This is a genomic window from Solirubrobacter soli DSM 22325 (genome assembly GCF_000423665.1).
GTDB classification, from domain to species: domain Bacteria; phylum Actinomycetota; class Thermoleophilia; order Solirubrobacterales; family Solirubrobacteraceae; genus Solirubrobacter; species Solirubrobacter soli.
The window spans coordinates 882,961-904,105 of sequence record NZ_AUIK01000001.1; the positions used below are offsets into that span (position 1 = coordinate 882,961).

Below are 21,145 nucleotides of genomic sequence, written 5' to 3' on the forward strand. Positions count from 1 at the left end.
GCGGCACGCTAGCGAAATTCGATACCGCGACTTTTCGCATGCGCACCCGTTGAGAGAGTCGATGAAGGCCGGCACCAGCCAACTGATCACCCCCGTCGCCCCGCCGCCCGCGGTGTCGACCGAGCCCGTGCTCGGCGTCCCGCTCGCGATCACGGACTACGAGGCGACGCTCGACTGGATCGACGCGGCGGTGGCCGCCGAGCACCGCGGCTACGTGTGCGTGGCCGCCGTGCACACCGTGATGGCCTGCCAGGAGGATCCGGCGCTCAGCGCCGCGGTCCAGGGCGCCGACTTCACCGTCCCGGACGGCCAGCCGCTCGTGTGGGCGCTGCGGGCGCTCGGGCACCCGCTCGACGACCGCGTGTACGGGCCGGAGCTGATGGACCGCGCCTGCGCACGGGCGGCCAGGACCGGCCAGCGCTTCTTCCTCTACGGCGGCCGCAACCAGGGCGCGCTCGTCGAGCTGACACGGATGCTGCGCCTGCGCCACCCGGGCCTGAAGATCGTCGGCGGCTACGCGCCGCCGTTCCGCGAGCTGACCGACGCCGAGGACGAGGCGGTCTCGCTCGAGATCAAGCGCTCAGGCGCGGACGTCGTGTGGGTCGGCATCGGCGTGCCCAAGCAGGAGAAGTGGATGGCGCGGATGCGCGACCGGTTGGACGTCCCGGTCCTGATCGGCGTCGGCGCCGCGTTCGACTTCCACGCCGGGATCATCCCCCAGGCTCCGCCGGTGATGCAGCGTTTCGGCCTCGAATGGCTCTACCGGCTGCGCCAGGAGCCACGCCGCCTGTGGCGCCGGTACCTGACGTACAACCCGCGGTTCGTGCTGGGGTTCGCGCGCCAATACGTGCGCGGACGCGGCGCACGCTGACGCGGGGCGCGCTACTTTCGGAAGGAGATGCGACGGACCGCATGCCTGCTGTTCGCGGTCGCCCTGCTGTTCGGCACGGCCGGAGCCGGGGCGGCGCGCGCTGACGTGTTCGACGACAACCCCGCGACCGCGTCGCGTGGGCCGGGTGAGGCGTACGTGTTCGTGCGTGCCGCCAACGGCGAGATCTACGCGCGGCATCGCATCGACGGCGGCTGGAGCAGCTGGGAGTCGATCGGCGGCAACACGACCTCCGGCCCCGCCGCGGTCGCGTTCGACGGGACGATCCAGGTGTTCGCCCGCGGCGCGGACGGCGCGGTCTGGCAGACGTCGATGAACACGGACAGCACCTGGCGGGCGTGGAACTCGCTCGGCGGCTACACGACGTCGGCGCCGGGGGCCACAGTCCGCCGCGGCAACGGCTACCTCGACCTCGTCGCGCGCGGCGGCGACAGCCAGATGTGGCAGCAGTCGTTCGTCCCCGGCCGCGGCTGGTCGGGCTTCGCGCCGATCGGGGGGAACCTGACGAGCGCGCCCTCGGTCAACTCGCAGGCGCCCGAGCTCTTGAACATCTGGGCGCGCGGGACCGACGGAGCGATGTACCAGAAGTCGTGGAACGGCTCGGCGTGGATCGACTGGGGCACGCTCGGCGGCGGGATCTTCGGCGCCCCGACCTCGATCTCGCGTTCGGAGAACGTGATCAACGTGTACGTGCGCGGAAGCGGCGACGCGACCTACCAGCGCAGCTGGGGCCCGTCCGGCTGGTCGGAGTGGTTCCTGCTCGACGCGGGTGCGATCTCGAGCTCCCCGGCCGCCGGCTCGGACGCCGGCAACCGCGAGTACCTGTTCGCCCGCCGCGGGAGCGACCACCTGCTCTACAAGGAGTGGGTCTCGGGCACGTGGACCGCGTGGAACGACCTCGGCGCGATCGCGCTGCCGCCACCGCCTCCGCCCCCGCCGCCGGCCAGCGCGCCGCTGCCCGACGGGCGCATCAACCTCCTCGCGGGCGTGGGCTGCACGCCCGTGGGCGGCAAGCTGCGCGTCAGCGTCTCGGTCAAGAAGCCGAAGGGCAAGAGCAAGCCGCGGGTGACGAAGATCGTGTTCTTCACCAAGGGCAAGGGGCGGGCGGTGCGCGTGGACCACAAGGCACCCTTCCAGGTGCACATCCCGATCAACGAGCGGGCCGGCGCCACGGGCCGTGTCTACGCCCGCGTGTACTACAAGCGCACCGCGCGTGGCAAGACCTCTCGCAAGGTCGTTTCCAGGCGCTACAAGGTCTGCCGCTAGCCTCCTAGCCTCCCTATGCCCTCCTACGACGTCTGTGTCATCGGACTCGGCCGCATCGGCCTGCCCCTGGCCCTGAGCTTCGCCGACGCGGGCTTGTCGGTCCTCGGTGTCGACAACGACACCAAGCGCCTCGACACGCTCCGCGAGCGCCGGATGCCGTTCAAGGAGCCGGGCACCGACGAGCTGCTCGCCCGCGTCGACCTCGATCTCTCGCCGCGCGCCGCCGACGCCGCGCAGGCCGACGCGATCGTGCTCACACTCGGCACGCCGGCGATGTCGCACATCGAGATCGACATCGGCGCGATCCGCGCGGTGCTCGACGACCTGCTCCCGCTGGTGCGCCCCGAGCAGCTGATCGTGCTGCGCTCCACCGTCGCCCCCGGAACGACCGAGTTCGTCGCCGGCTACCTCGAGAAGCACCGCGGGTTCCGCGTCGGCGAGGACCTCTACGTCGCGCACGTGCCTGAGCGGATCGCCGCCGACCGCTTCATGGAGGAGATCTCGACGCTGCCGTGCATCATCGGCGGCATCGGCGAGGCGAGCGGCGAGCGCGCGGCGAAGCTCTTCGAGCCGCTCGGCGCCCCGATCGTCCAGACGACGCCGGTGCAGGCCGAGCTGGCGAAGATCTGGACCAACATCCTGCGCTACGCGACGTTCGCGCTGCCGAACCTGCTGATGATGGACTGCGAGCGCTACGGCGCGAACGTCTTCGACGTCATCGAGCTGATCAACCGCGACTACCCGCGCGGCGGCATGAAGGCGCCGGGCTTCACCGCCGGGACGTGCCTGCGCAAGGACTTCGCGTTCTCGGAGGAGCGGTCGAGCGCGCCGGGCATGCTGCTGGCCGTCTCGCGCGTGCACGAGACCGTGCCGCTGTTCCTCGTCGACGGCGTCAAGCGCCGGCTCGGCGGGTCGCTGCGCGAGCGCCGCGTCGCCGTGCTCGGCCTGGCCTTCAAGTCCGACACCGACGACGAGCGCGACTCGCTCTCGCACAAGCTGATCCGGCTGCTCGACCGTGAGCTCGCCGACGTGACGGTGCACGACCCGGTCGTGGCGACGCCGACGTCGAGCTTCGAGGAGGCCGTGACCGGTGCCGACGTCGTGATCGTGGCGACCAACCACAGCGAGTACTCGACGCCCGAGTCGCTGCGCACGATCGCCGAGCTGGCCGGCCGCGACTGCCTCGTGGTCGACCCCTGGAACGCGCTGGGCACGTCCCAGGTGTTCGCGTACGTCGCCGAGGTGGCGGCGCTCCGCGCATGACGCGTCGCGCGTGGGCGGCGTTCGCCGCGATGTCGGTCATCTGGGGGATGCCGTACCTCTTCATCAAGGTCGCGGTCGACGACGGCATCTCGCCGGCGTTCCTGTCGTTCGCCCGGGTGCTGCTGGCCGCAGTCGTGCTGCTCGCGCTGGCCTGGCGGGCGGACGCCCTGTCCTCGCTGCGCGGGCACTGGCAGTGGGTCGCCGCGTACGCGGTGGCGGAGATCGCGCTGCCGTTCCCGCTGATCGCGGCGGGCGAGCAGCGGGTGTCGTCCTCCCTGGCGGCGATCCTGATCGCCTGCGTGCCGCTGCTGGTCGCGGTGATCGCGATCCGCTTCGATGCGTCCGAGCGCGCGACCGGGATCCGGCTCGTGGGCCTGTTCGTGGGCCTCGCGGGCGTGGTCGCGCTGGTCGGCATCGACGTCGCCGGCAAGACCGACGAGCTGATCGGCACCGGGTTGATCGTGCTCGCGGCGGTCGGCTACGCGATCGGGCCGATGGTGCTCAAGCGCAAGCTGGCCCACCTCGATGCGCGGGCCACGATGGGCGGCTCGCTCGCGATCGCGGCGGCGCTGCTCGCGCTCCCGGCGGCCGTGTCGCTGCCGAGCGAGACGCCGACGCCCGAGGCCGCGTTCTCGCTGGTCTTCCTCGGCCTCGTCTGCACGGCGCTGGCCTTCGTCGTCTTCAGCGTGCTGATCCGCGAGGCCGGCCCGAGCCGCGCGCTCGTCATCACGTACGTGAACCCGGTCGTCGCGGTCGCCCTCGGCGTCGCGATCCTCGGCGAGCGCCCCGGCGCGGGCGCGGTCGCCGGGTTGCTCTTGATCCTGGCCGGTTCCTGGCTCTCCACGGATGGGCGGCTGCCCCCGGGGTTCCGCCGGCGTCCGAGTGGTGGGGTGGTACCTGCATGAGCCGTGTTCTTGTCACTGGCGGCGCCGGGACGATCGGCGCCGCCGTCGTCCGGCGCCTGCTGCGCGACCCTGACTTCGAGGTCCGCGTCTCCGACCAGCGCGAGGCGCCGGACTGGATGCGCGAAGGCTGCGAAGTGCACCGCGGCGACCTGCGCACGCTCGACGAGGCGCGCAAGGCGATGCGCGGGTGCACGCATGTCATCCACCTCGCCGCGATCGTCGGCGGGATCGCGAACTTCCACAAGCTCCCGCACACGCTGACCGAGGTCAACAACGCGCTCTACAACGGGGTCTTCCGCGCGGCGCTGGACGAGGACGTCGAGCGCTTCACGTACGTCTCGTCCTCGATGGTGTTCGAGAACGCGACGCAGTACCCGACGCGCGAGGACTACCTGCCGGAGTGCCCGGTGCCGACCTCGGCGTACGGCTTCTCGAAGCTGACCGGCGAGGTGTACTGCCGCGCCGCGCACGCCGAGCACGGCCTGCCGTACACGATCTGCCGCCCGTTCAATGCCTACGGGCCGGGCGAGATGCCCGAGAACGAGCCGGGGATCGCGCATGCGGTGCCTGACCTGATCCGCAAGTCGCTGCGGCAGCTGAAGCCGCTGCCGATCTTCGGGACGGGCGAGCACACGCGCACGCTGACGCACGTCGACGACATCGCCGACGGGATCGTGGTCGCGACGGGCTCGGCGGCGGCGCTGAACCAGGACTTCAACATCTCCGCGAGCGACGAGCTGACGGTCGCCGAGATCGCCCGCATCTGCTGGCGGCTGAGCGGCAACGACCCCGACGAGCTCGTGTTCGAGCACCTGCCGAGCTTCGAGGTCGACGTCGTGCGCCGCTGGCCGTCCGTCGAGAAGGCCGAGCAGCTGCTCGGCTGGAAGGCGAAGATCGGCGTGGAGGAAGGGATTGCGGCCACCGTGGCGTGGCTGAGGGAACGAGAGGAGGCGACGGCCTGATGCCGAGCGCGTTTATCACCGGCATCACCGGTCAGGACGGGTCCTATCTGGCGGAGCTGCTGCTGGAGAAGGGCTACAACGTCCACGGCATGGTCCGTCGCGCGTCGACCGAGAAGTTCGACCGGATCGAGCACCTGCGCGAACGCATCACGCTGCACCAGGCCGATCTGCTCGACCAGCGCTCGCTCGTCGACGCGCTGCGCGCCGCCAAGCCGGACGAGGTCTACAACCTGGCGGCGATGTCGTTCGTCGCGGTGTCGTGGATCCAGCCGACGCTGACCGCGGAGTTCACCGGCGTGGGCGTGACGCGGATGCTCGAGGCGGTGCGCGAGGCGTGCCCGGAGGCGCGCTTCTACCAGGCGTCGAGCTCGGAGATGTTCGGCAAGGTGCTCGAGACGCCGCAGACCGAGACGACGCCGTTCTACCCGCGCTCGCCCTACGGCGTGGCGAAGGTCTACGGCCATCACATCACGGTCAACTACCGCGAGTCCTACGACCTCTTCGCGGCGTCCGGCATCCTGTTCAATCACGAGTCCGAGCGTCGTGGCCTCGAGTTCGTGACGCGCAAGATCACGTGGCACGCCGCGGCGATCAAGCACGGGAAGAAGACCAAGCTCGGGCTCGGCAACCTCGACGCGCGCCGCGACTGGGGCTATGCGAAGGACTACGTCGAGGCGATGTGGCTGATGCTGCAGCACGACAAGCCCGACGACTTCGTGATCGCGACGGGCGAGACCAACACGGTCCGCCGCTGCGTCGAGATCGCGTTCGACGAGGCCGGTCTCGACTGGGAGCCGCACGTCGAGCTCGACCCGCAGTTCCTGCGCCCCGCCGAGGTCGACCTGCTGGTCGGCGACCCGTCGAAGGCCAAGCGCGAGCTCGGCTGGGAGCCCAAGACGAGCTTCGAGGAGCTGATCCGCCTGATGGTCCGCTCCGACCTCGAACTGCTATCGAAGTAGGGCCATGAAGATCGGCATCGTCGGGCTGGGGTACGTCGGCCTCCCACTGTCGGTCGCCTTCGCGGAGGCGGGGTGCGACGTGATCGGCCTCGATGTCGACCCGGGCAAGATCGCCGCGCTGCGCGAGGGTCGCTCGCACATCGAGGACATCCCCGACGCGCGACTCGGCGCGGCCCTGGAGCGCTGCACGTTCACGACGCGCTACGTCGAGCTGCACGAGGCCGACGCGATCCTCGTCTGCGTTCCCACGCCGCTGACCCGCAACCGCGAGCCGGACCTCGGCCCGCTGCTGTCGTCGGCGCGCTCGCTGGCGGGCGTGATCCGGCGCGGGCAGACCGTGGTGCTCGAGTCGACGACGTTCCCCGGCACGACGCGCGAGCACCTGGTGCCGCTGCTCGAGGAGTCCGGCCTGCGGGCCGGCGAGGACTTCGCGCTGGCGTTCTCGCCCGAGCGCGTGGACCCGGGCCGCACCGACTACACGCTGCGCACGACGCCGAAGGTCGTCGGCGGGCTCACCGCCTCCTGCACCGAGGCCGCCGTGGGCGTGTACGCGCGGGTCTGCGACTCCGTCGTCCCGGTCTCGACGCCCGAGGTGGCCGAGCTCTCGAAGCTGCTCGAGAACATCTTCCGCTCGGTGAACATCGCGCTGGTCAACGAGATGGCAATGCTCGCCGACCGCATGGGGATCGACATCTGGGAGGTCGTCGAGGCCGCCTCGACCAAGCCGTACGGCTTCATGCCCTTCCAGCCCGGGCCGGGCATGGGCGGGCACTGCCTGCCGGTCGACCCCTTCTACCTGACGTGGAAGGCGCGCGAGTACGACCTCTCGACCGAGTTCATCGAGCTCGCCGGCAAGGTCAACCAGCAGATGCCGTACTTCTGCCTGGAGAAGGCGGAGCGGGCGCTGAACGACGTGTCCAAGCCGGTGCGCGGGTCGCGCATCCTGGTCATCGGCGTGTCCTACAAGGCGGGCGTGGGCGACATCCGCGAGTCGCCGGCGCTGAAGATCATCCGGCTGCTGCGCGAGCGTGGCGCCGACGTCAGCTACCACGATCCGTTCGTCCCGGAGCTGCCGGAGCTCGGGCTGAGCAGTGTCGAGCTGCCGGCCGCCGCCGACGGCGTGGACCTGGCGCTGATCGTCACCGCGCATCCGGGCGTGGATCACCGCGACGTGGTCGAGCGCGCGCAGCGCACGCTCGACCTGCGTGGCGTCACCCGTTCACTGGGAACGGGCGCGCTGCAGCTCTAGAACACTGCCGGCGATTCACGGCCGCGCTGCCCGGCGGGCCAGCAATATCACGCTCGTGTGCCGAGTCGTAGCGTTGCCAAATGCGTCTCGCGCAACGATCGTCACGCGCAGCGTCAGCGACCGTCTTCGTTGGAGGGCGTTGTGGACGAACGGCGAGAGGCCAGGCCGCACCGCCGCACTCCCTTTACGGCCGGCACGAAACGGGACCGTCGAGATCCGCGCCCGCGCCTGCGGACTCGTCACGCTGAAGGCCACGACGCCAGTGACGTCCTCGTCAAACGAGCCGATCGGATAGAGGAACCGCCGCTCCCGGTCCTCGCGGACCCGCTGCACCTGGCCGTCCGGGAGCCGCGGGCCGGTCGTGTCGGGCCGACCACGAACATTGGTCGGCGTCGCCGTCGGTGGCGTCGCCGTCGGTGTTCGCGGTGGCGTCGCCGTTCCAGTCGCAGTTCCTGTCGGCGTCGGCGTGGGTGTGGCGGTCGGTGTCACGGGCGGGGTAGTTGGAGGCTTGGTATCCGCTCGTCGCCGCAAGTCACAGTCCCGGACCGCGTGCTGACCTCCAGAGGCTGCACGCTTGCGTGCCGCCTCGTAGTCGTCGATGTGGACCGCAGGCTGGAACGTCACCTGTTCGATGTCGCCGCGCGGAACGCTCAGCAGGCTTCGCCATGGCCGTCCTCCACGCTGATCATCGTCGACACAGATCATCACCAGCTCGGAAGACGAATACGCCAGAAGAAGACCTTGAGCTCCCGTGCCGTTCTTGCGGACGTACTGGAGCGGCTCGAACCGGGGATTCCCCGCCTCCCGATCAGTGATGAGAACGTAGCTAGATCCCCACACGAGCACCGTCACGCCGGCGACGACGGCCGTGCGGTGGGGCCAACGACGGACCACGGCGACGGCGACCAGCCCAACCAGCAGCCCAACGAGACCGACGACCAAGAGCCAGCGGAATGCGGTAGGGGTCTCTGACGTGACCTGGTCAACGATCACGAACGACACAGCGCCCGCGGCAAGCCCGAGGAACAGCACCGGCACTGCGCGGTACGGGGGGTATCGGCTGTACGCCGGGCTTACCGTGGCCGCGACTCCGACTCCGACGCCGATCGCGACGATCACTGTCACTCCAATCGCGCTGATCCCCTCCGCGACGAGCTGTTCGCGAGGGAGCAACGCCGCCGTGCGGACCGGGTTCGGAAGCTCTGCCGCGGCGATCCGATTCTGCATCCGGATACCGCCGATGACGACGAGCAAGCCGACGAACGCCCCGAGCCCGGCTAGGACTTGGACGACCGCTCCGACAACGCCTAGCAGTGAACGTTCGTCAGGTTCATCGTCCATCAAGGCACAGCATCACCGGCGGAGCGGTGATGCTGCAACCCTGAGCGCGTACGTCAGCCGTTCTTGAAGGCCGCGAACGCGGCTTTCTTGGTCCCGTCGGCGTCGAGCAGGCCCTTGTAGGTGCTCGGGACGTTGGAGTCGTCGATCAGGCCCTTGTAGCCGAACGTGTAGACGTTCTTGTCGGCCTTGGTGACCTTCAGCGCGGCCTTGATCCAGGCCGCCTGCTTGGTCGGGCTGAGCGTCAGGTGGACCGGGCTGAGGAAGAGTTTGTGGTCGCCGACGCGCTTCTCCAGCGCCTCCAGGCTCTTCTTGGTCGGCGGCTTGGAGCCGGAGATGTCGTGGCCGTAGAAGTCCATCCGCGGCGCCTTGCCGTTGGGCAGCTTGAGCTTGGACACCCAGCTCGCGACGTTCGCGTTGGTCGACTGCCCGCCGACCACCTTGTTGAGCTTGGACGCCGCCTTGAGCTTGGCGTAGGCGCCGTCGAGCATCTGCGCGTACTTCGAGCCGCCGCCCTTGTATGGACCGTCCCAGATGCTCCAGAGGTGCACGGTCTTGTAGCGCTTGGCGGCCACCTGGACGAACGTGGCGAAGTCGCCGGTCTTCTTGGACCACTTCGGGGTGCCGGTGACGGTGAGCGCGACCTGCAGGCCGGCGCTCTTGGCCTCCGCGACCGCGGTGTCGATCTCGTCCGGCCACTCGTAGGACGGGTCCTCGACGTCCTTGGCGTCCAGCGGCTCGAGGTCGGCGACCTGGCTCCAGTCGAGCGTCGTCTGGTAGATGCCGGCGCCCAGTTCCTTGTAGACCGGGAACTGCGATTGCGCGTCGATCTCCACCGGGCCCCAGATGGCCTTCTTGGTGGTGACGGCGGCGTGTGCGGACGTCGCGGACACGGCGACGAGGGCGAGCGAAAGCGTTAGGGCGCGACGGACCATGGTGGTGTCAACCTAGCCGCGGGTCCGAAGTTTCGGACCGTAGAGGGCTTGGAGTCGGTTCGCGATCACTTCGGGGGCGCTGCGCGCGCGGGCGGCCCGCAACGCGCGCTCTCCCGCGTCGCGGTCGCGATATCGCGCGGTCAGCACCGCCTGCAGCGCGGCGACGTCGCCTGGCGGGTACAGGCCCTCCTCCGGCACCGCCTCCTCGAGCCCGCCCGAGGCCGCCGCGACGGTGGGCAGCGCGGCGGCCATCGCCTCCAGCGCGGCGAGCGGGAGGATCTCGGCGTAGCGGCTGGGGATCACCGCCACGGCGGCGCGCTTGCGCAGCTCCGCGAGGCGATCGGCGGTCACGTGGCCGACGAACCGCGCCGTGTGCGCCGCGGCTTCGAGCGCCGCGCGTTCCGGCCCTTCGCCCGCGACCACGAGCGGGAGATCCGCGCGGTTGCAGGCCTCGACGACGTCGGCGAAGCCCTTCTCGGGCGTCAGGCGGCCGGCGGCGAGGACGTATTCGCCGGTGTGCGCGTCCGAGTGGGTGGCGAAGGTCCGCTGCACCGAGCCGAGCACCTCGGCGCGGTCCACGGGCGCCCCGAGGTCGAGCAGCCGTTGGCGGGCGAACGCGGAAGGGACGACGATCGCGTCGGCGGCGTCGATCAGCCGGCGTTGTTGGCGGGCGAGGCCGGCGGCGTAGACGAGCGCCTCGGCGCGCGAGCCACGACAGTTGTGGAGCACGCCGGGCAGCGTGTTGCGGCCGTGGCAGCGGGTGCAGTCCTGGCCGCCGGTGAAGCAGGTGCCGACGGCGCAGACGAGGCGGTAGTTGTGCAGGTGCAGCACGGTGCGTGCGCCCGCCTGTCGTGCCGCTTGCAGCGCATTGGCGCCGAACGTCGGGTGGACGTTGTGGGCGTGGACGACGCGGGCCCCCGTCCTCTTGACCGCCTCGGCCACGTCCTGCGGCCTGGTGCCGCCGGTCAGCAGCCCGCGCGCCGCCTGGCGTGCGCCGACCTGGTCCGACTCGCGCTCGAGCGTCGTGACGTCCTCGCCGAGATGGGTCGTGATCAGCCAGCGCAGATCCTCCACCGCCCGCTCCTCGCCGCCCGCGTGGCGGTAGCGGTGGTGCAGCAGCGCGATCACGGGCTGCAAGGCTAGACGGCCAGTGATCGCCTACCTGGTGATGTCCTACACGCACCCCGAGCTGGTGCGGCGCCTTGTGGCCCGGCTGCAGGGCGGCGTCGTCGCCGTGCACCACGACGACCGCCGCTCCACGCTCGGCGACGTCGACGCGCTGCTGATCCCGCCCCGGCCGATCGAGTGGGGCCACGGGTCCCAGCTGGCCGCGATCCTGCGCTGCTTGGACTGGCTGCGCTCCTACGAGTGGGACTGGCTCGTGCTGCTCTCGGGCCAGGACTACCCCGTCCGCCCGGTGCCGGAGATCGAGGTCTCGCTGCTCGCCACCGACGTCGACGCGTTCATCCGGTTCCGTCCGGTGCCGCCGCGCGTGCTGCGCCGCGGCGCCGTCGACGAGTTCGCCCGCCGCTACGCCTACCGCTGGCGCAAGTTAAAGGGGCCTGACCCCTTTAGGTTTCGCCTCGATCCGTTGGTGCAGGTGCGGACGTTGCCTTCCGGGACGTACGTCGGGCTGCCCGCGCGGCCGCCGCTGCCCGTGTTCCACGGGTCGGACTGGTTCTCCTTGTCGCGGCGGGCGGTCGACACGGTCCTCGCCGCGCCCGAGGAGGTCGTCGACCACTTCCTGCACACGATCATCCCGACCGAGGCGTTCGTGCACACGGTGCTCGCGAACTCGGGGCTGCGGCTCGCGAACGACCACCGCCGCTACGCGGTGTTCGACCCGCCGTCGTCGCCCTCGCCGCGGGTCTTCGGGCTCGCGGACGTCGGCGAGGTGCTCGCCTCGGGCGCCGACTTCGCGCGCAAGTTCGAGGACGAGCGCGTGCTGGACGAGATCGACCGCCGAATACCCTGACCGCGCGCATGGAAGCCCCGCCCGCCTCGATCCTCTTCCCGACCCGCGACCGGCGCGAGTACCTGGCGGTCGCGCTCGCCTCGGTCGCGCCGCAGGCGGCGGCGCGCGGCGCCGAGATCGTGATCGTGGAGGACGACGCCTCCGATCCGGCGACCGCGCAACTCGCCGAGCGCTATGGCGCGCGGTACTTCGCACTGGGCCGCAAGCGGGGCATCAACGTCGCCCGCAACGCCGCGGTCGCGGCGGCGGACGGCGAGCTGCTGTGCTTCCTCGACGACGACGTCGAGGTGTGGCCGGGCTGGCTGGACGCGCTGCTCGGCGCCTCGCGCGAGTTCGAGGCGCTCGGCGGCCCGATCCGCCCGCGCCTGGAGGGCTCGAAGCTGCGCGCGTGCGGACGTGAGCCACTCCCGGTCACCGCCCTCGACCTCGGCACCGAGGATCGCGACGCCGAGTTCGTGTGGGGCGCGAACATGGCCCTGCGCCGTGCCGCGATCGAGCGCGTCGGCCCGTTCGACGAGGTCCTCGGCGGCGCCGGCGACGAGGAGGACTGGCAGCGCCGCCTGCGCGCCGCGGGCGGCCGCGTCGGCTACGTCGCCGCCGCGGGCGTCGACCACCGCCGCACCGGCGCCGACGCGCGGCTCCGCTCGCTCGCCCGCGCCCAGTACTTTCGCGGCCGCGCGTCGCGCCGCTACGACGTCCACAAGGCGCGCGCCGCCGCCTCGCCGCCCGGCGCCGCGGCGCCCCTTGCGCCGCCCACGCTCGGCGCCGAGCTGCGGACCCTTGCCGGCTGTCTGTGGCACATCGCGCGGCGACGGTGCGGCGTCGGGGTCACGTTGACCGCGGCGACGTGGGGGCGCGTCGTCGAGACGCTCGATCCCGCGCCCGCGCCGCCGAGCGCGACCGATCCGGACTATCTCTCGGGTCGTTCGGGGACGCTCGGGCGGCGGACCGCGCTCGTCGGGGCGGCGAAGGACCTGTGGGCGCGGGCGTCCGGGCTGCGTGGACGGGTCGCGTTGGCGCGGGCCGCCCGTCGTGGGCCCGTCCGGCGGGTGCACGTCGTCGGGGTGGCGCGGCCGGAGCAGCTGCGCACGGTCGCGCGGCTGCGGCGCGAGCTCGCCCGCTCGCGCCACGACGTCGACCTGCACCTCGTCCCGCCGGCCCCCGGAGCGGGTAAGTGGACGAACGTGAACGCCGCCCTGCTCGCCACGCCGCCCGCGGGCGCCGACTGGCTGCTGATCGTCGACGACGACGTCGTCCTCCCGCGCGGCTTCCTCGACCGCTTCATCGCCGCGGCGGAGGCGTTCGGGCTCGAGCTCGCGCAGCCCGCCCACGCGTTCGCCTCGCACGCCGCGTGGGACGTCACGCGGCGGCGCCCGGGCGTGCTCGCCCGCCGCACGCGGTTCGTCGAGATCGGCCCTGTCACCGCGCTCTCCGCCCGCGCCGCCGCCGAGCTCCTCCCGTTCCCGGACCTGCGGATGGGCTGGGGCCTCGACGGCGCCTGGAGCGCGCTCGCCTCCGAGCGCGGCTGGCCGATCGGCGTCGTCGACGTCACGCCCGTCCGCCATCTGCGCCCCGTCGCCGCCTCCTACCCGCGCGACGCGGCGATCGCCGAGGCCGAGGCCTTCCTCGACGGCCGCGCGTACGTGACCCGTGACGAGGCCGCCGAGACGCTCGCGGAGTACCGGGGGCTGCCCGCGTGACGCGCCCCGCCGCGCCCACGCCGCCGGTCGCCCGCCGACCCCTCGCCGGGCCCTGATGCGCGTCCTCGTCGTCGCCGAGTACTACCCGCGGGCGGCGGACCCGGCGCTCGGGGTGTGGGCGCATCGGCAGGCGGTGGCCGCACGCGACGCGGGGGCGGAGGTCGAGGTGCTCGTCCTGCACCGGCCGGTGCCGTCCAAGGCGGCGCTGCGGGCGCGCGACCCAAAGGCGCTCGCCGCGCCCTTCACGCAGCCGCTGAAGACGACGCTCGACGGGATCGCCGTGACCTACGTGCCGTTCGTCGCGCCTCCGCGGCCGCGGTCGTACGGCTCGTGGGGCGCGTGGGCCGCGCCGACGCTGGCGCTGGCCCTGCGGCGCAAGCGGTTCGACCTCGTCCACGCCCACTACGCCGCACCCGCCGGCGACGCCGTGCGGCGGGCCGGGATCGACAAGCCGCTCGTGATCAGCGTCCACGGCGGCGACGTCCTCGCGGTGCCGGGGTATCGCGGTGGCACAGCGGCCGTCACCGAGGCGTTCAAAGCCGCGCGGCTGACGCTGGCCAACTCGACGGCGATCGCCGAGCGCAGCCGTGAGCTGGGCGCGCGGGACGTGCGGGTGGTCCACCTCGGCACCGACGTCCCGCCGCCCTCGCACACCGACGCGACGACGCTCGTGACCGTCGGCAACCTGATCGCCCGCAAACGACACGGCGACGTGCTCCGCGCCCTCTGGCTGCTCCGCGACCAGCACCCAGAGCTGCACTACGTGATCGTCGGCGACGGTCCCGAGCGCGCGGCGCTCGAGCACCTCGCAGACGACCTCGAGCTCTCCGACCGGGTCGCGTTCCGCGGCGCGCTCCCGCCGCAAGAGGCGCTGGCCGTCGCCCGCTGGGGCGGGATCTTCGTGCTGCCGAGCATCGACGAGGCGTTCGGCGTCGCCTACATCGAGGCCATGGCGGGCGGGATCCCGGCGATCGGCTCGCGGGGGGAGCCCGGCCCGGAGGAGATCGCGAGCTGCGGCGGCGGGATGCGGCTCGTCGCGCCTGGCGACCCCGAGTCGCTCGCGAACGAGCTGCGTGAGCTGCTCGACGACGCGACCTACCGCAAGGAACTCGGCGCCGCCGCCCGCGCGAACGTGGAACAGCACTTCACCTGGGAACGGTGTGGACGGGAGACGGTGCGCGCCTACGAGGACGCGCTGCGGTGAAGCCCGGGCCCTCCCGAGCCGCCAACGATGCCGCGTACGCGCGGGCGGCGTCGTCGCGCGCTGACACGCGGCCCGTCCTCTTCGTCACCAACCACGCGCCGCCGTTCCGCGTCCCCGCGTTCCAGGCGCTGCACGAGCGCGAGAACGTCGTCTTCGCGCTGATCGGCGGCCACGTGCGCCACGGTGGCGGCGGAACCCGGCAGCAGCAGTTCCCGTTTCCCGCGATCTTCCCGCCCGAGCGCACCGTCGCCCGCCTCGCCGCCTCGGGCCGTTACCGCGCGGTGATCGCGGGCCTCTCGGGCAAGGTCGCGCTCCCCGCCGCCTACGCCGGGGCACGCGCCGGCAAGGTCCCGTTCGCCCTGTGGGCGACGATCTGGCGCCACCCCCGCACGCCGCTCCACGCCGCGTCCTACCTCCCGCTCCGCCACATCTACAGAAACGCGGACGCGATCGCCACGTACGGCCCGCACGTCAGCGCTTACGTGCGCACGAAGCACCCCAAGGGCGAGATCTTCGAAGCGCCCCAGAGCGTCGACACCGCCTTCTGGACCCAACCCGGCACCCCCGAGCGACACAGCGACTTCCAGCTCCTGTTCGCCGGCCGCCCGGTCCCCGAGAAGGGCTTCGACGTCCTCCAGCAAGCCGCCGACGCCCGCGACATCGTCGTCGCCACGAACCGCACGCCCACCGAAATGCGCAACCTCTACGCGGGCAGCGACGTTGTGGTCGTACCGTCGGTTCCCACGCGCGACTTCCTCGAGCCGTGGGGCCTCGTCGTCAACGAAGCCTTCCACCAAGGAACTCCCGTGATCGCCACAGACGCAGTCGGAGCCGCCGCGGGCGGGCTCGTGCGCCACGAACGCACGGGTCTGATCGTCCCTGCAGGAGATGCACATGCGCTCCGAAACGCCATCGACCGGCTCAAGCGCGATCCCGCGCTGCGGCGCCGGCTCGGCGACGCCGCACGCGAAGCCGTGGCCGCGTACACGCCCCAGTCCTGGGCGGAAGGTATGTCCCAAGCGCTCACGAAAGGGCTGCTAGCGTGAATTCGCCGATGCGACGGACCATCTTTCTGGCCCTGCTCGCGGCATTGCTGTTCGCTCCCGTGGCCCGGGCCACGCCTCCGATCGAGATCCAGCGCGACTGCGCGGACGACGGTCAGCTGCAGGGCGACTACAGCGTCGCCGATCTGCGCAAGGCCCGCGCGGAGCTGCCGACCGACGCCGACGAGTACTCCGACTGCCGCGACGTGCTGAGCCGCGCGATCACCAAGGCCGTGGCGGCGTCCAAGACCCCCACGCCGACCCCAGCCACCTCCGGCGACAGCGGCGGCGCCGGCGGCTCGACCAGTGGCGGCGACAACGGCGCCGGCGGCTCAAGCACCCCGAGCAAGGACACGAGCACCCAGGACCAGCAGGACGCCGCGGTCCTCGCCGCCCCCAGCTCGCCGCAGGACGCGCAGGCCGTCGGTGCCGCGCAGGCCTTGGGCGAGAAGCAGATCAAGGCCGAGCTCGTCGCCCGCTCCCCCGACCAGGAGCGGTTGGCCGCGTCGGTCGGGCGCAACGGCCTGCCCACGACCATGATCGCCGTGCTGGTGCTGATCGCCGCCACGCTCGTGGCCGCGCTCCTGCCCGTGATCCGGCGTCGCCGTGACCTCCCTGGGCACCCGAGCACGTAGGCTCTACGTCCCACCGCGGCGGGGGATCACGATCCCCCGTGTCGAGCTGCCCATCCCGGGCGGCGGCGGGACGATCCTCGGCTTCGCGGTCGCCGCCGCGATCGTCGCGTGCGCGTTCGCCGCGCGCGGCGGCTCGCAGCTCGAGCGCACGACGTACACCGAGGTCGCCTTCATGCTGATCGGCGCGGCGCTGTGCGTCGCCGCGCTGATCCTGCCGCGCCCCGAGCGCACCCCGAAGAAGCTGCGCGGTGTCTACGCGCTCGCCGCGTTCGGGCTGCTCGCCGTCTTCACCGCGCTGTCGGTCACCTGGTCGCTGATGCCCAACGACTCGTGGCTGGAGACCAACCGCACCCTGTCGTACTTCGCGATCTTCGCCGGCGGCCTCGCCCTCGGGCGGCTGCGCCCGCAGAGCTGGACCGCGCTGCTCGCCGGCATCGCGATCAGCGCCGTCGCGCTCGCCGCCTGGTCGGTGCTGACGAAGGTCTTCCCCGCCGCGTTCGCCACCGACGAGACCTACGCCCGCCTGCGGCCGCCGTTCGACTACTGGAACAGCGTCGGCCTGGCCGCCGCGCTCGGCGTCCCCGCGCTGCTGTGGCTCGGGGTGCGTCGCTCAGGCCACGCCGCGCTGAACGCGCTCGCCTGGCCCGGCCTCGGCCTGCTCGTCATGTCGCTGATGCTCGCCGTCTCGCGCGGCGCGCTGCTCGCGGTGGCGATCGGCACCGCGATCTGGCTGATCGTCGTCCCTCTGCGACTCCGCGCCGCGGTGCTGATCGGCGGCGTCCTCGTCGCCACGGTCCCGCTGGTGGCGTGGGCGTTCGCCCAGGACGGCATCACCGGCGACAACGCGCGGATGGCGCTGCGGACCGACGCCGGCCAGGGCTTCGGCGCACTGCTCCTGCTGCTGCTCGTGGCGCTGTCGGTCGCGGGCCTCGCGGTCGGGTTCATCAGCGCCGTCAAACCGCCCGGCCCGAAGGCCCGCGCCCGCGCCACCCGCGTCCTCGTCGGCGCGCTGGCGGTCGTCCCGGCGATCGCGATCCTGATGCTCGCCAACGCCCCGGGTGGGATCTCCGGGCAGGTCAGCAAGGCCTGGCACCAGGCGACCGACCCGGCGATCTCCGGCCCCACCAACTCGCCGGAGCGCCTGACCGCCACCTCGTCCGGCCGCGCCCGTTATTGGCGGGAGGCGATGAAGGTGCACGCCCAGGCGCCGTGGCTCGGCACCGGCGCGGGGTCCTACGGGACGCTGCGGCTGCGCTACCGCCTCGACGCCCGCCAGGTCCAGCACGCCCACGGCTACGTCGTCCAGACGCTCTCGGATCTCGGGTGGGTCGGCCTGGCGGTCTCGCTGCTCGCCGCCGGCGCGTGGCTGACCTGCGCCGCCCGCACCGTCGGCGTCCGCCGCCGCGACCGCGGTTCGCCGTGGAACGCCGAGCGCGTCGGCCTCGCGACGCTCGCCACCGTCGTGATCGTCTTCGGCCTGCATTCGGCGATCGACTGGACCTGGTTCGTCCCCGGCAACGCGCTGCCGGCGCTGATCGCCGCGGGCTGGGTCGCGTCGCGCGCCACGCTGCGCGAGCGCCTGCACGGGATGGAGGAGCCGCGCCGCGCGGTCCCGCGCGAGACGCTCGTGGTCGCCGCCGCGATCGTCACGCTGCTCGGGCTGGTCGCGGCGTGGAGCGCCGTCCAGCCGATCCGTGCGGACCACGCCCAGACCGAGTCCCTCATCCGGCTGGACAAGGGCCAGATCGTGGCGGCGGCGTCGATCGCCCGGATCGCCCACGACCGCAACCCGCTCTCGACCGACCCGCTGTTCGACCTCGCCGCGATCGAACAGGCCGCGGGCCGCGACCCGCAGGCCAAGCAGGCGCTCAATCAGGCGATCGACCTCGAGCCCGCCAACCCGGAGACCTGGCGCCAGCTCGGACGTTTCCAGCTCGACCAGCGCGACTTCAAGGGCGCGCTGAGCTCCTACCAGATCGCGTACTACCTCGATCCGCGCTCCCCGCAGAGCACGACCGACATCGTGATCTCGTCGCGGCTGCTAGCCGCGAACGGCCAGCACGGCTAGCGAGCGGCGCCGCAGCACGGGGCGGATCCACGTCACCTCGAAGCCCGCGGCGTCGAGCGTCGCGGCCAACGAGCGGCGGGTGAAGAAGCGGACGTGCTGGCCGAGCGGGTCGAAGTGCGCCTCGAAGCGCGTGAGCGCGATCGCGGCGGCCTGCAAGCGCCCGTGGTACGGGACGGTGGCGAGCAGGCGGCCGTCGCGCTTGAGCACCCGCCGCGTCTCCTGCAGCAGCCCCAGCACGTCCGGGACGTGCTCGAGCACCTCGCTGCACCAGACGAGGTCGAACTCGCCGTGCCCGAACGGGAGCGTGCCGTCGGGCTCGAGCAGCCGCACGTCGCCCGTCGCCCGCTCCACGGCCGCCTGCGCGATCTCGACCCCGACCGCGTCGTCGAGCACGCTCAGGAACGCGCCGGTCCCCGCGCCGAGGTCGAGCACGCGGTCCCCGGGCCGGACCTCGTCCAGCAGCAGCGCCTTGCGGGCCTCCCACTCCCACGGAGGCCCGTCGGGCCCGTCCTCCCAGAACGCCTCGTAGAACGACCGCATTCGTACCATTGAAGCCGCATGTCCGATCGCCGCCTGCCGGGTGCCGATCTCCGCACCCTGCTGCGACCGGCGCTCCCGACGCGCTCGTCGGCGCAGGCGCTCGCTGAGGACTTCATCCCGGCCCTGCTCGCCGCGCGCCCAGGCGCGACCGTCGTCGACCTCGGCTGCGGGCGCGGGGACTCCGTGGACGCGTTCCGGGCGGCCGACCCGGGCGTGCGCTGGATCGGCGTCGAGGTGGGCGACAGCGAGTACGAGACCCGCTCGGACGTCGAGCTGCGGATCTTCGACGGCATCGCGCTCCCGTTCGAGGACGCGAGCGTCGACATCGTCTTCTCCAAGCAGGTCCTCGAGCACGTCGAGCGCCCGCACGAGCTGATCGCCGACGTCGCCCGCGTGCTCAAGCCCGACGGGCTCTTCGTCGGCTCCACCTCGCACCTCGAGCCCTACCACGGCCGCTCGACGATGAACCTCACGCCGTACGGCCTGCTGCGGCTGCTGCAGACCTCCGGCCTGGAGCTGGAGACGATCATGCCCGGCATCGACGGGCCGACGCTGTTCGTCCGCCGGGCGCTGCGCGGCCCGCACTTCTTCGACCGCTACTGGGCGCGGCGCTCGCCGTTCAACACGTTCGTCGACGGGGTCGCGCGGGTCACCGGGTGGGACGCTGAGGATCGCAACGCGTTGAAGCTCCTGTTCTGCGGTCAGTACTCGTTCGTCGCGCGGCGGCCCGCGCGAGGTTGAAGCCCGCCGGGCCGTCCTCGGCCAGGCACGGTGGCGGCACGACGCCGGCCAGCGCGGGCGTCGCGTCGGGGCCGAGCGTCATCAGGTAGCCGACGTCGATCCGGCCGGTGCGCTCGTAGCGGTCGAGGTTGTGGGTCGCGATCCGGCGGTCCGGGTCGGCGAGCGCGAACGCGAGCACGGTGCTCGCCGTCAACGCCACGAGGGCCCGCGGTGAGCGCGTGACCAGCATCAGCGCGAACAGCGCGGCGAAGTACAGCAGCGCGGCGTGGGCGCAGAACCGCAGGCGCGTGAAGCCGTAGGTCTCCTCGTAGAGCCCGAGCCGCCGCAGCGCCGAGACGCACACGACCAGCGTGAGGACGCACAGCGCCGCGGGCAGGAGCCGCTCGCCGGGGGCCCAGCGGCGCGCCGCGCCGAGCACGGCGAACGTGAGCGCGGCGACCGCGAGCAGCTGCGCGAACCCGGAGCGCGCGTACTCGGCGTAGGTCAGCCCGGCGGTGTCGAGCACGTGGCGCTGGCCGCCGAACAGCGTCGAGGCCTGGACGGCGATGAACAGGGCGAACAGGGCCGTCAGCGTGCCGAGGGCGATTCGCGCCTCGACCGCGCCGAGCGCATGGCGCGCAGGTCGCGCGGCGACGTGCACCGGCCACAACCGCGCGTGCAGCAGCCCGCCGCCGAGGGCGACGAACAGCGCGAGCACGCCGAGGCGCACGACCGGCTGCTCGACGCTGAGGTCGCTCGGCACCACGTCCTCGACCAGCTGCGCGAACGCGGCGTCGGCGCTCATCAGCAGCGGGACGAACACGGCCAGCAGCGCGGTCGCGAGGATCGCGCCCCGCGCGGCCGGCCCCGCCGCGCGGAACGAGACGCCGCGCGCCGCGGACCAGCCCGCGATCATCGAGCCGACGGGGAGCCGCAGCCACAGCAGGTTCAGGCCCGCGGCGAGCTGCCCCCAGCGCACGCCGCCGGAGACCGCCAACGAGGCGAGCGCGGCCGCCATGAACAGCGACGGGATCACGACCCAGCTCGCCGCGCGCAGGAACGGCACGAGCGTGAGGCCCGCCGCCAGCACCCACCACGCGCGCGTCCAGCGATCCGGCTCGCGCGGCTCGGCGACCCGCAGGTCGACGTGCGGGATCGCCGCCGGCACCGCGACGAGACCGGCGATCGCGCCGAGCGCGAGCAGCGCGATGACGACACCGATCCCGAGCGGCTGCCCGACGACCGTCGCGGCCGCCAGCACACCGACCGCCAGGATCCCTCGCGCGGCCCAGACGGGCGTCTCGGCGCGCGCCAACCTAAAGGGGTCAGGCCCCTTTATCTGTCCCATGTGACCCTCCTTGGGTTCGTCGAGAAATGTTCGGTCCGACCGATGTGGTGCAGCCGCCAGTGCGTCGCGCCGCCCGCGCTCGCGATGCGTGGCTCTGCCACGTGAGCAGCGTGGGTGGTGCGACGCGCTGCGGATGTGCCGCAGCG

At 72.4% G+C, this 21,145-nt stretch carries 19 protein-coding genes; 14 read left to right on the forward strand and 5 right to left on the reverse strand.

Annotated features, from left to right (window positions below):
* The first annotated feature begins 61 nt into the window (after window positions 1–61).
* The 7 genes from G569_RS45420 to G569_RS45435 are packed head-to-tail and all read left to right on the forward strand — an operon-like array spanning window position 62 to window position 7,493.
* Window positions 62–871 carry a WecB/TagA/CpsF family glycosyltransferase gene (locus G569_RS45420; RefSeq protein WP_053225819.1) on the forward strand — a complete coding sequence of 270 codons (810 nt, stop codon included), beginning with the start codon at window positions 62–64 and terminating at the stop codon, window positions 869–871.
* A 27-nt stretch (window positions 872–898) separates the two neighbouring features.
* The gene (locus G569_RS57235) at window positions 899–2,155 is read left to right on the forward strand and encodes a PLL family lectin (RefSeq protein ID WP_053225820.1); all 1,257 of its coding nucleotides are present in this window, start codon (window positions 899–901) and stop codon (window positions 2,153–2,155) included.
* Between the two features lie 15 nt (window positions 2,156–2,170).
* Window positions 2,171–3,418: a nucleotide sugar dehydrogenase gene (locus tag G569_RS0104105; RefSeq protein WP_028062475.1), complete on the forward strand. Its 1,248-nt coding sequence runs from the start codon at window positions 2,171–2,173 to the stop codon at window positions 3,416–3,418.
* Window positions 3,415–4,323 carry a DMT family transporter gene (locus tag G569_RS45430; protein WP_053225821.1) on the forward strand — a complete coding sequence of 303 codons (909 nt, stop codon included), beginning with the start codon at window positions 3,415–3,417 and terminating at the stop codon, window positions 4,321–4,323. The genes G569_RS0104105 and G569_RS45430 overlap by 4 nt, the downstream gene beginning before the upstream one ends.
* Complete coding sequence (locus tag G569_RS0104115; protein ID WP_028062476.1) at window positions 4,320–5,285, forward strand: NAD-dependent epimerase/dehydratase family protein; 966 nt, start codon at window positions 4,320–4,322, stop codon at window positions 5,283–5,285. Before G569_RS45430 ends, G569_RS0104115 begins: the two co-directional genes overlap by 4 nt.
* The gene (gmd, locus tag G569_RS0104120; protein ID WP_028062477.1) at window positions 5,285–6,244 is read left to right on the forward strand and encodes a GDP-mannose 4,6-dehydratase; all 960 of its coding nucleotides are present in this window, start codon (window positions 5,285–5,287) and stop codon (window positions 6,242–6,244) included. Before G569_RS0104115 ends, gmd begins: the two co-directional genes overlap by 1 nt.
* A gap of 4 nt (window positions 6,245–6,248) precedes the next feature.
* Window positions 6,249–7,493: a nucleotide sugar dehydrogenase gene (locus G569_RS45435; RefSeq protein ID WP_053225822.1), complete on the forward strand. Its 1,245-nt coding sequence runs from the start codon at window positions 6,249–6,251 to the stop codon at window positions 7,491–7,493.
* Window positions 7,494–7,508: 15 nt separating this feature from the next.
* Here G569_RS45435 and G569_RS64445 read toward each other — a convergent pair whose 3' ends face one another.
* From G569_RS64445 to G569_RS45440, 3 genes are read right to left on the reverse strand one after another with little or no spacing between them, the layout of a single operon-like run.
* Complete coding sequence (locus tag G569_RS64445; protein WP_028062478.1) at window positions 7,509–8,834, reverse strand: DUF4064 domain-containing protein; 1,326 nt, start codon at window positions 8,832–8,834, stop codon at window positions 7,509–7,511.
* Between the two features lie 53 nt (window positions 8,835–8,887).
* Window positions 8,888–9,766, reverse strand: coding sequence for a hypothetical protein (locus G569_RS0104135; RefSeq protein ID WP_028062479.1), 879 nt, complete (start codon window positions 9,764–9,766; stop codon window positions 8,888–8,890).
* Window positions 9,767–9,778: 12 nt separating this feature from the next.
* Window positions 9,779–10,894 carry a glycosyltransferase gene (locus tag G569_RS45440; RefSeq protein ID WP_053225823.1) on the reverse strand — a complete coding sequence of 372 codons (1,116 nt, stop codon included), beginning with the start codon at window positions 10,892–10,894 and terminating at the stop codon, window positions 9,779–9,781.
* A 22-nt stretch (window positions 10,895–10,916) separates the two neighbouring features.
* On the opposite strand from G569_RS45440, the gene G569_RS0104145 reads away from it, so the two are divergent.
* From G569_RS0104145 to G569_RS0104170, 6 genes are read left to right on the forward strand one after another with little or no spacing between them, the layout of a single operon-like run.
* On the forward strand, window positions 10,917–11,741 hold the full coding sequence (locus tag G569_RS0104145) for a beta-1,6-N-acetylglucosaminyltransferase (protein ID WP_028062480.1): 825 nt from the start codon (window positions 10,917–10,919) through the stop codon (window positions 11,739–11,741).
* An 8-nt stretch (window positions 11,742–11,749) separates the two neighbouring features.
* Window positions 11,750–13,441 carry a glycosyltransferase family 2 protein gene (locus G569_RS57240; protein WP_053225824.1) on the forward strand — a complete coding sequence of 564 codons (1,692 nt, stop codon included), beginning with the start codon at window positions 11,750–11,752 and terminating at the stop codon, window positions 13,439–13,441.
* Between the two features lie 55 nt (window positions 13,442–13,496).
* A complete protein-coding gene (locus G569_RS0104155; RefSeq protein WP_037494273.1) occupies window positions 13,497–14,645 on the forward strand; it encodes a glycosyltransferase in 1,149 nt (382 codons plus the stop codon).
* Entirely contained in the window at window positions 14,642–15,691 is a 1,050-nt protein-coding gene (locus G569_RS0104160) for a glycosyltransferase family 4 protein (protein WP_028062482.1), read from the forward strand. Before G569_RS0104155 ends, G569_RS0104160 begins: the two co-directional genes overlap by 4 nt.
* A gap of 8 nt (window positions 15,692–15,699) precedes the next feature.
* Entirely contained in the window at window positions 15,700–16,323 is a 624-nt protein-coding gene (locus G569_RS0104165; protein WP_028062483.1) for a hypothetical protein, read from the forward strand.
* Window positions 16,295–18,391 carry an O-antigen ligase family protein gene (locus tag G569_RS0104170; protein WP_028062484.1) on the forward strand — a complete coding sequence of 699 codons (2,097 nt, stop codon included), beginning with the start codon at window positions 16,295–16,297 and terminating at the stop codon, window positions 18,389–18,391. Before G569_RS0104165 ends, G569_RS0104170 begins: the two co-directional genes overlap by 29 nt.
* Here G569_RS0104170 and G569_RS57245 read toward each other — a convergent pair.
* Window positions 18,365–18,931 (reverse strand): class I SAM-dependent methyltransferase, encoded by a 567-nt coding sequence (locus G569_RS57245; protein ID WP_028062485.1) that lies wholly within the window; start codon window positions 18,929–18,931, stop codon window positions 18,365–18,367. The two genes, G569_RS0104170 and G569_RS57245, sit on opposite strands and share 27 nt — an antisense overlap.
* 18 nt (window positions 18,932–18,949) lie before the next feature.
* Between G569_RS57245 and G569_RS0104180 the strand changes: the two genes are divergently transcribed.
* On the forward strand, window positions 18,950–19,672 hold the full coding sequence (locus G569_RS0104180) for a class I SAM-dependent methyltransferase (protein ID WP_028062486.1): 723 nt from the start codon (window positions 18,950–18,952) through the stop codon (window positions 19,670–19,672).
* On the opposite strand, the gene G569_RS45455 is transcribed toward G569_RS0104180, so the two are convergent.
* Window positions 19,581–20,999: a DUF4153 domain-containing protein gene (locus G569_RS45455; RefSeq protein WP_084284136.1), complete on the reverse strand. Its 1,419-nt coding sequence runs from the start codon at window positions 20,997–20,999 to the stop codon at window positions 19,581–19,583. The genes G569_RS0104180 and G569_RS45455 overlap by 92 nt on opposite strands.
* Window positions 21,000–21,145 lie beyond the last annotated feature (146 nt).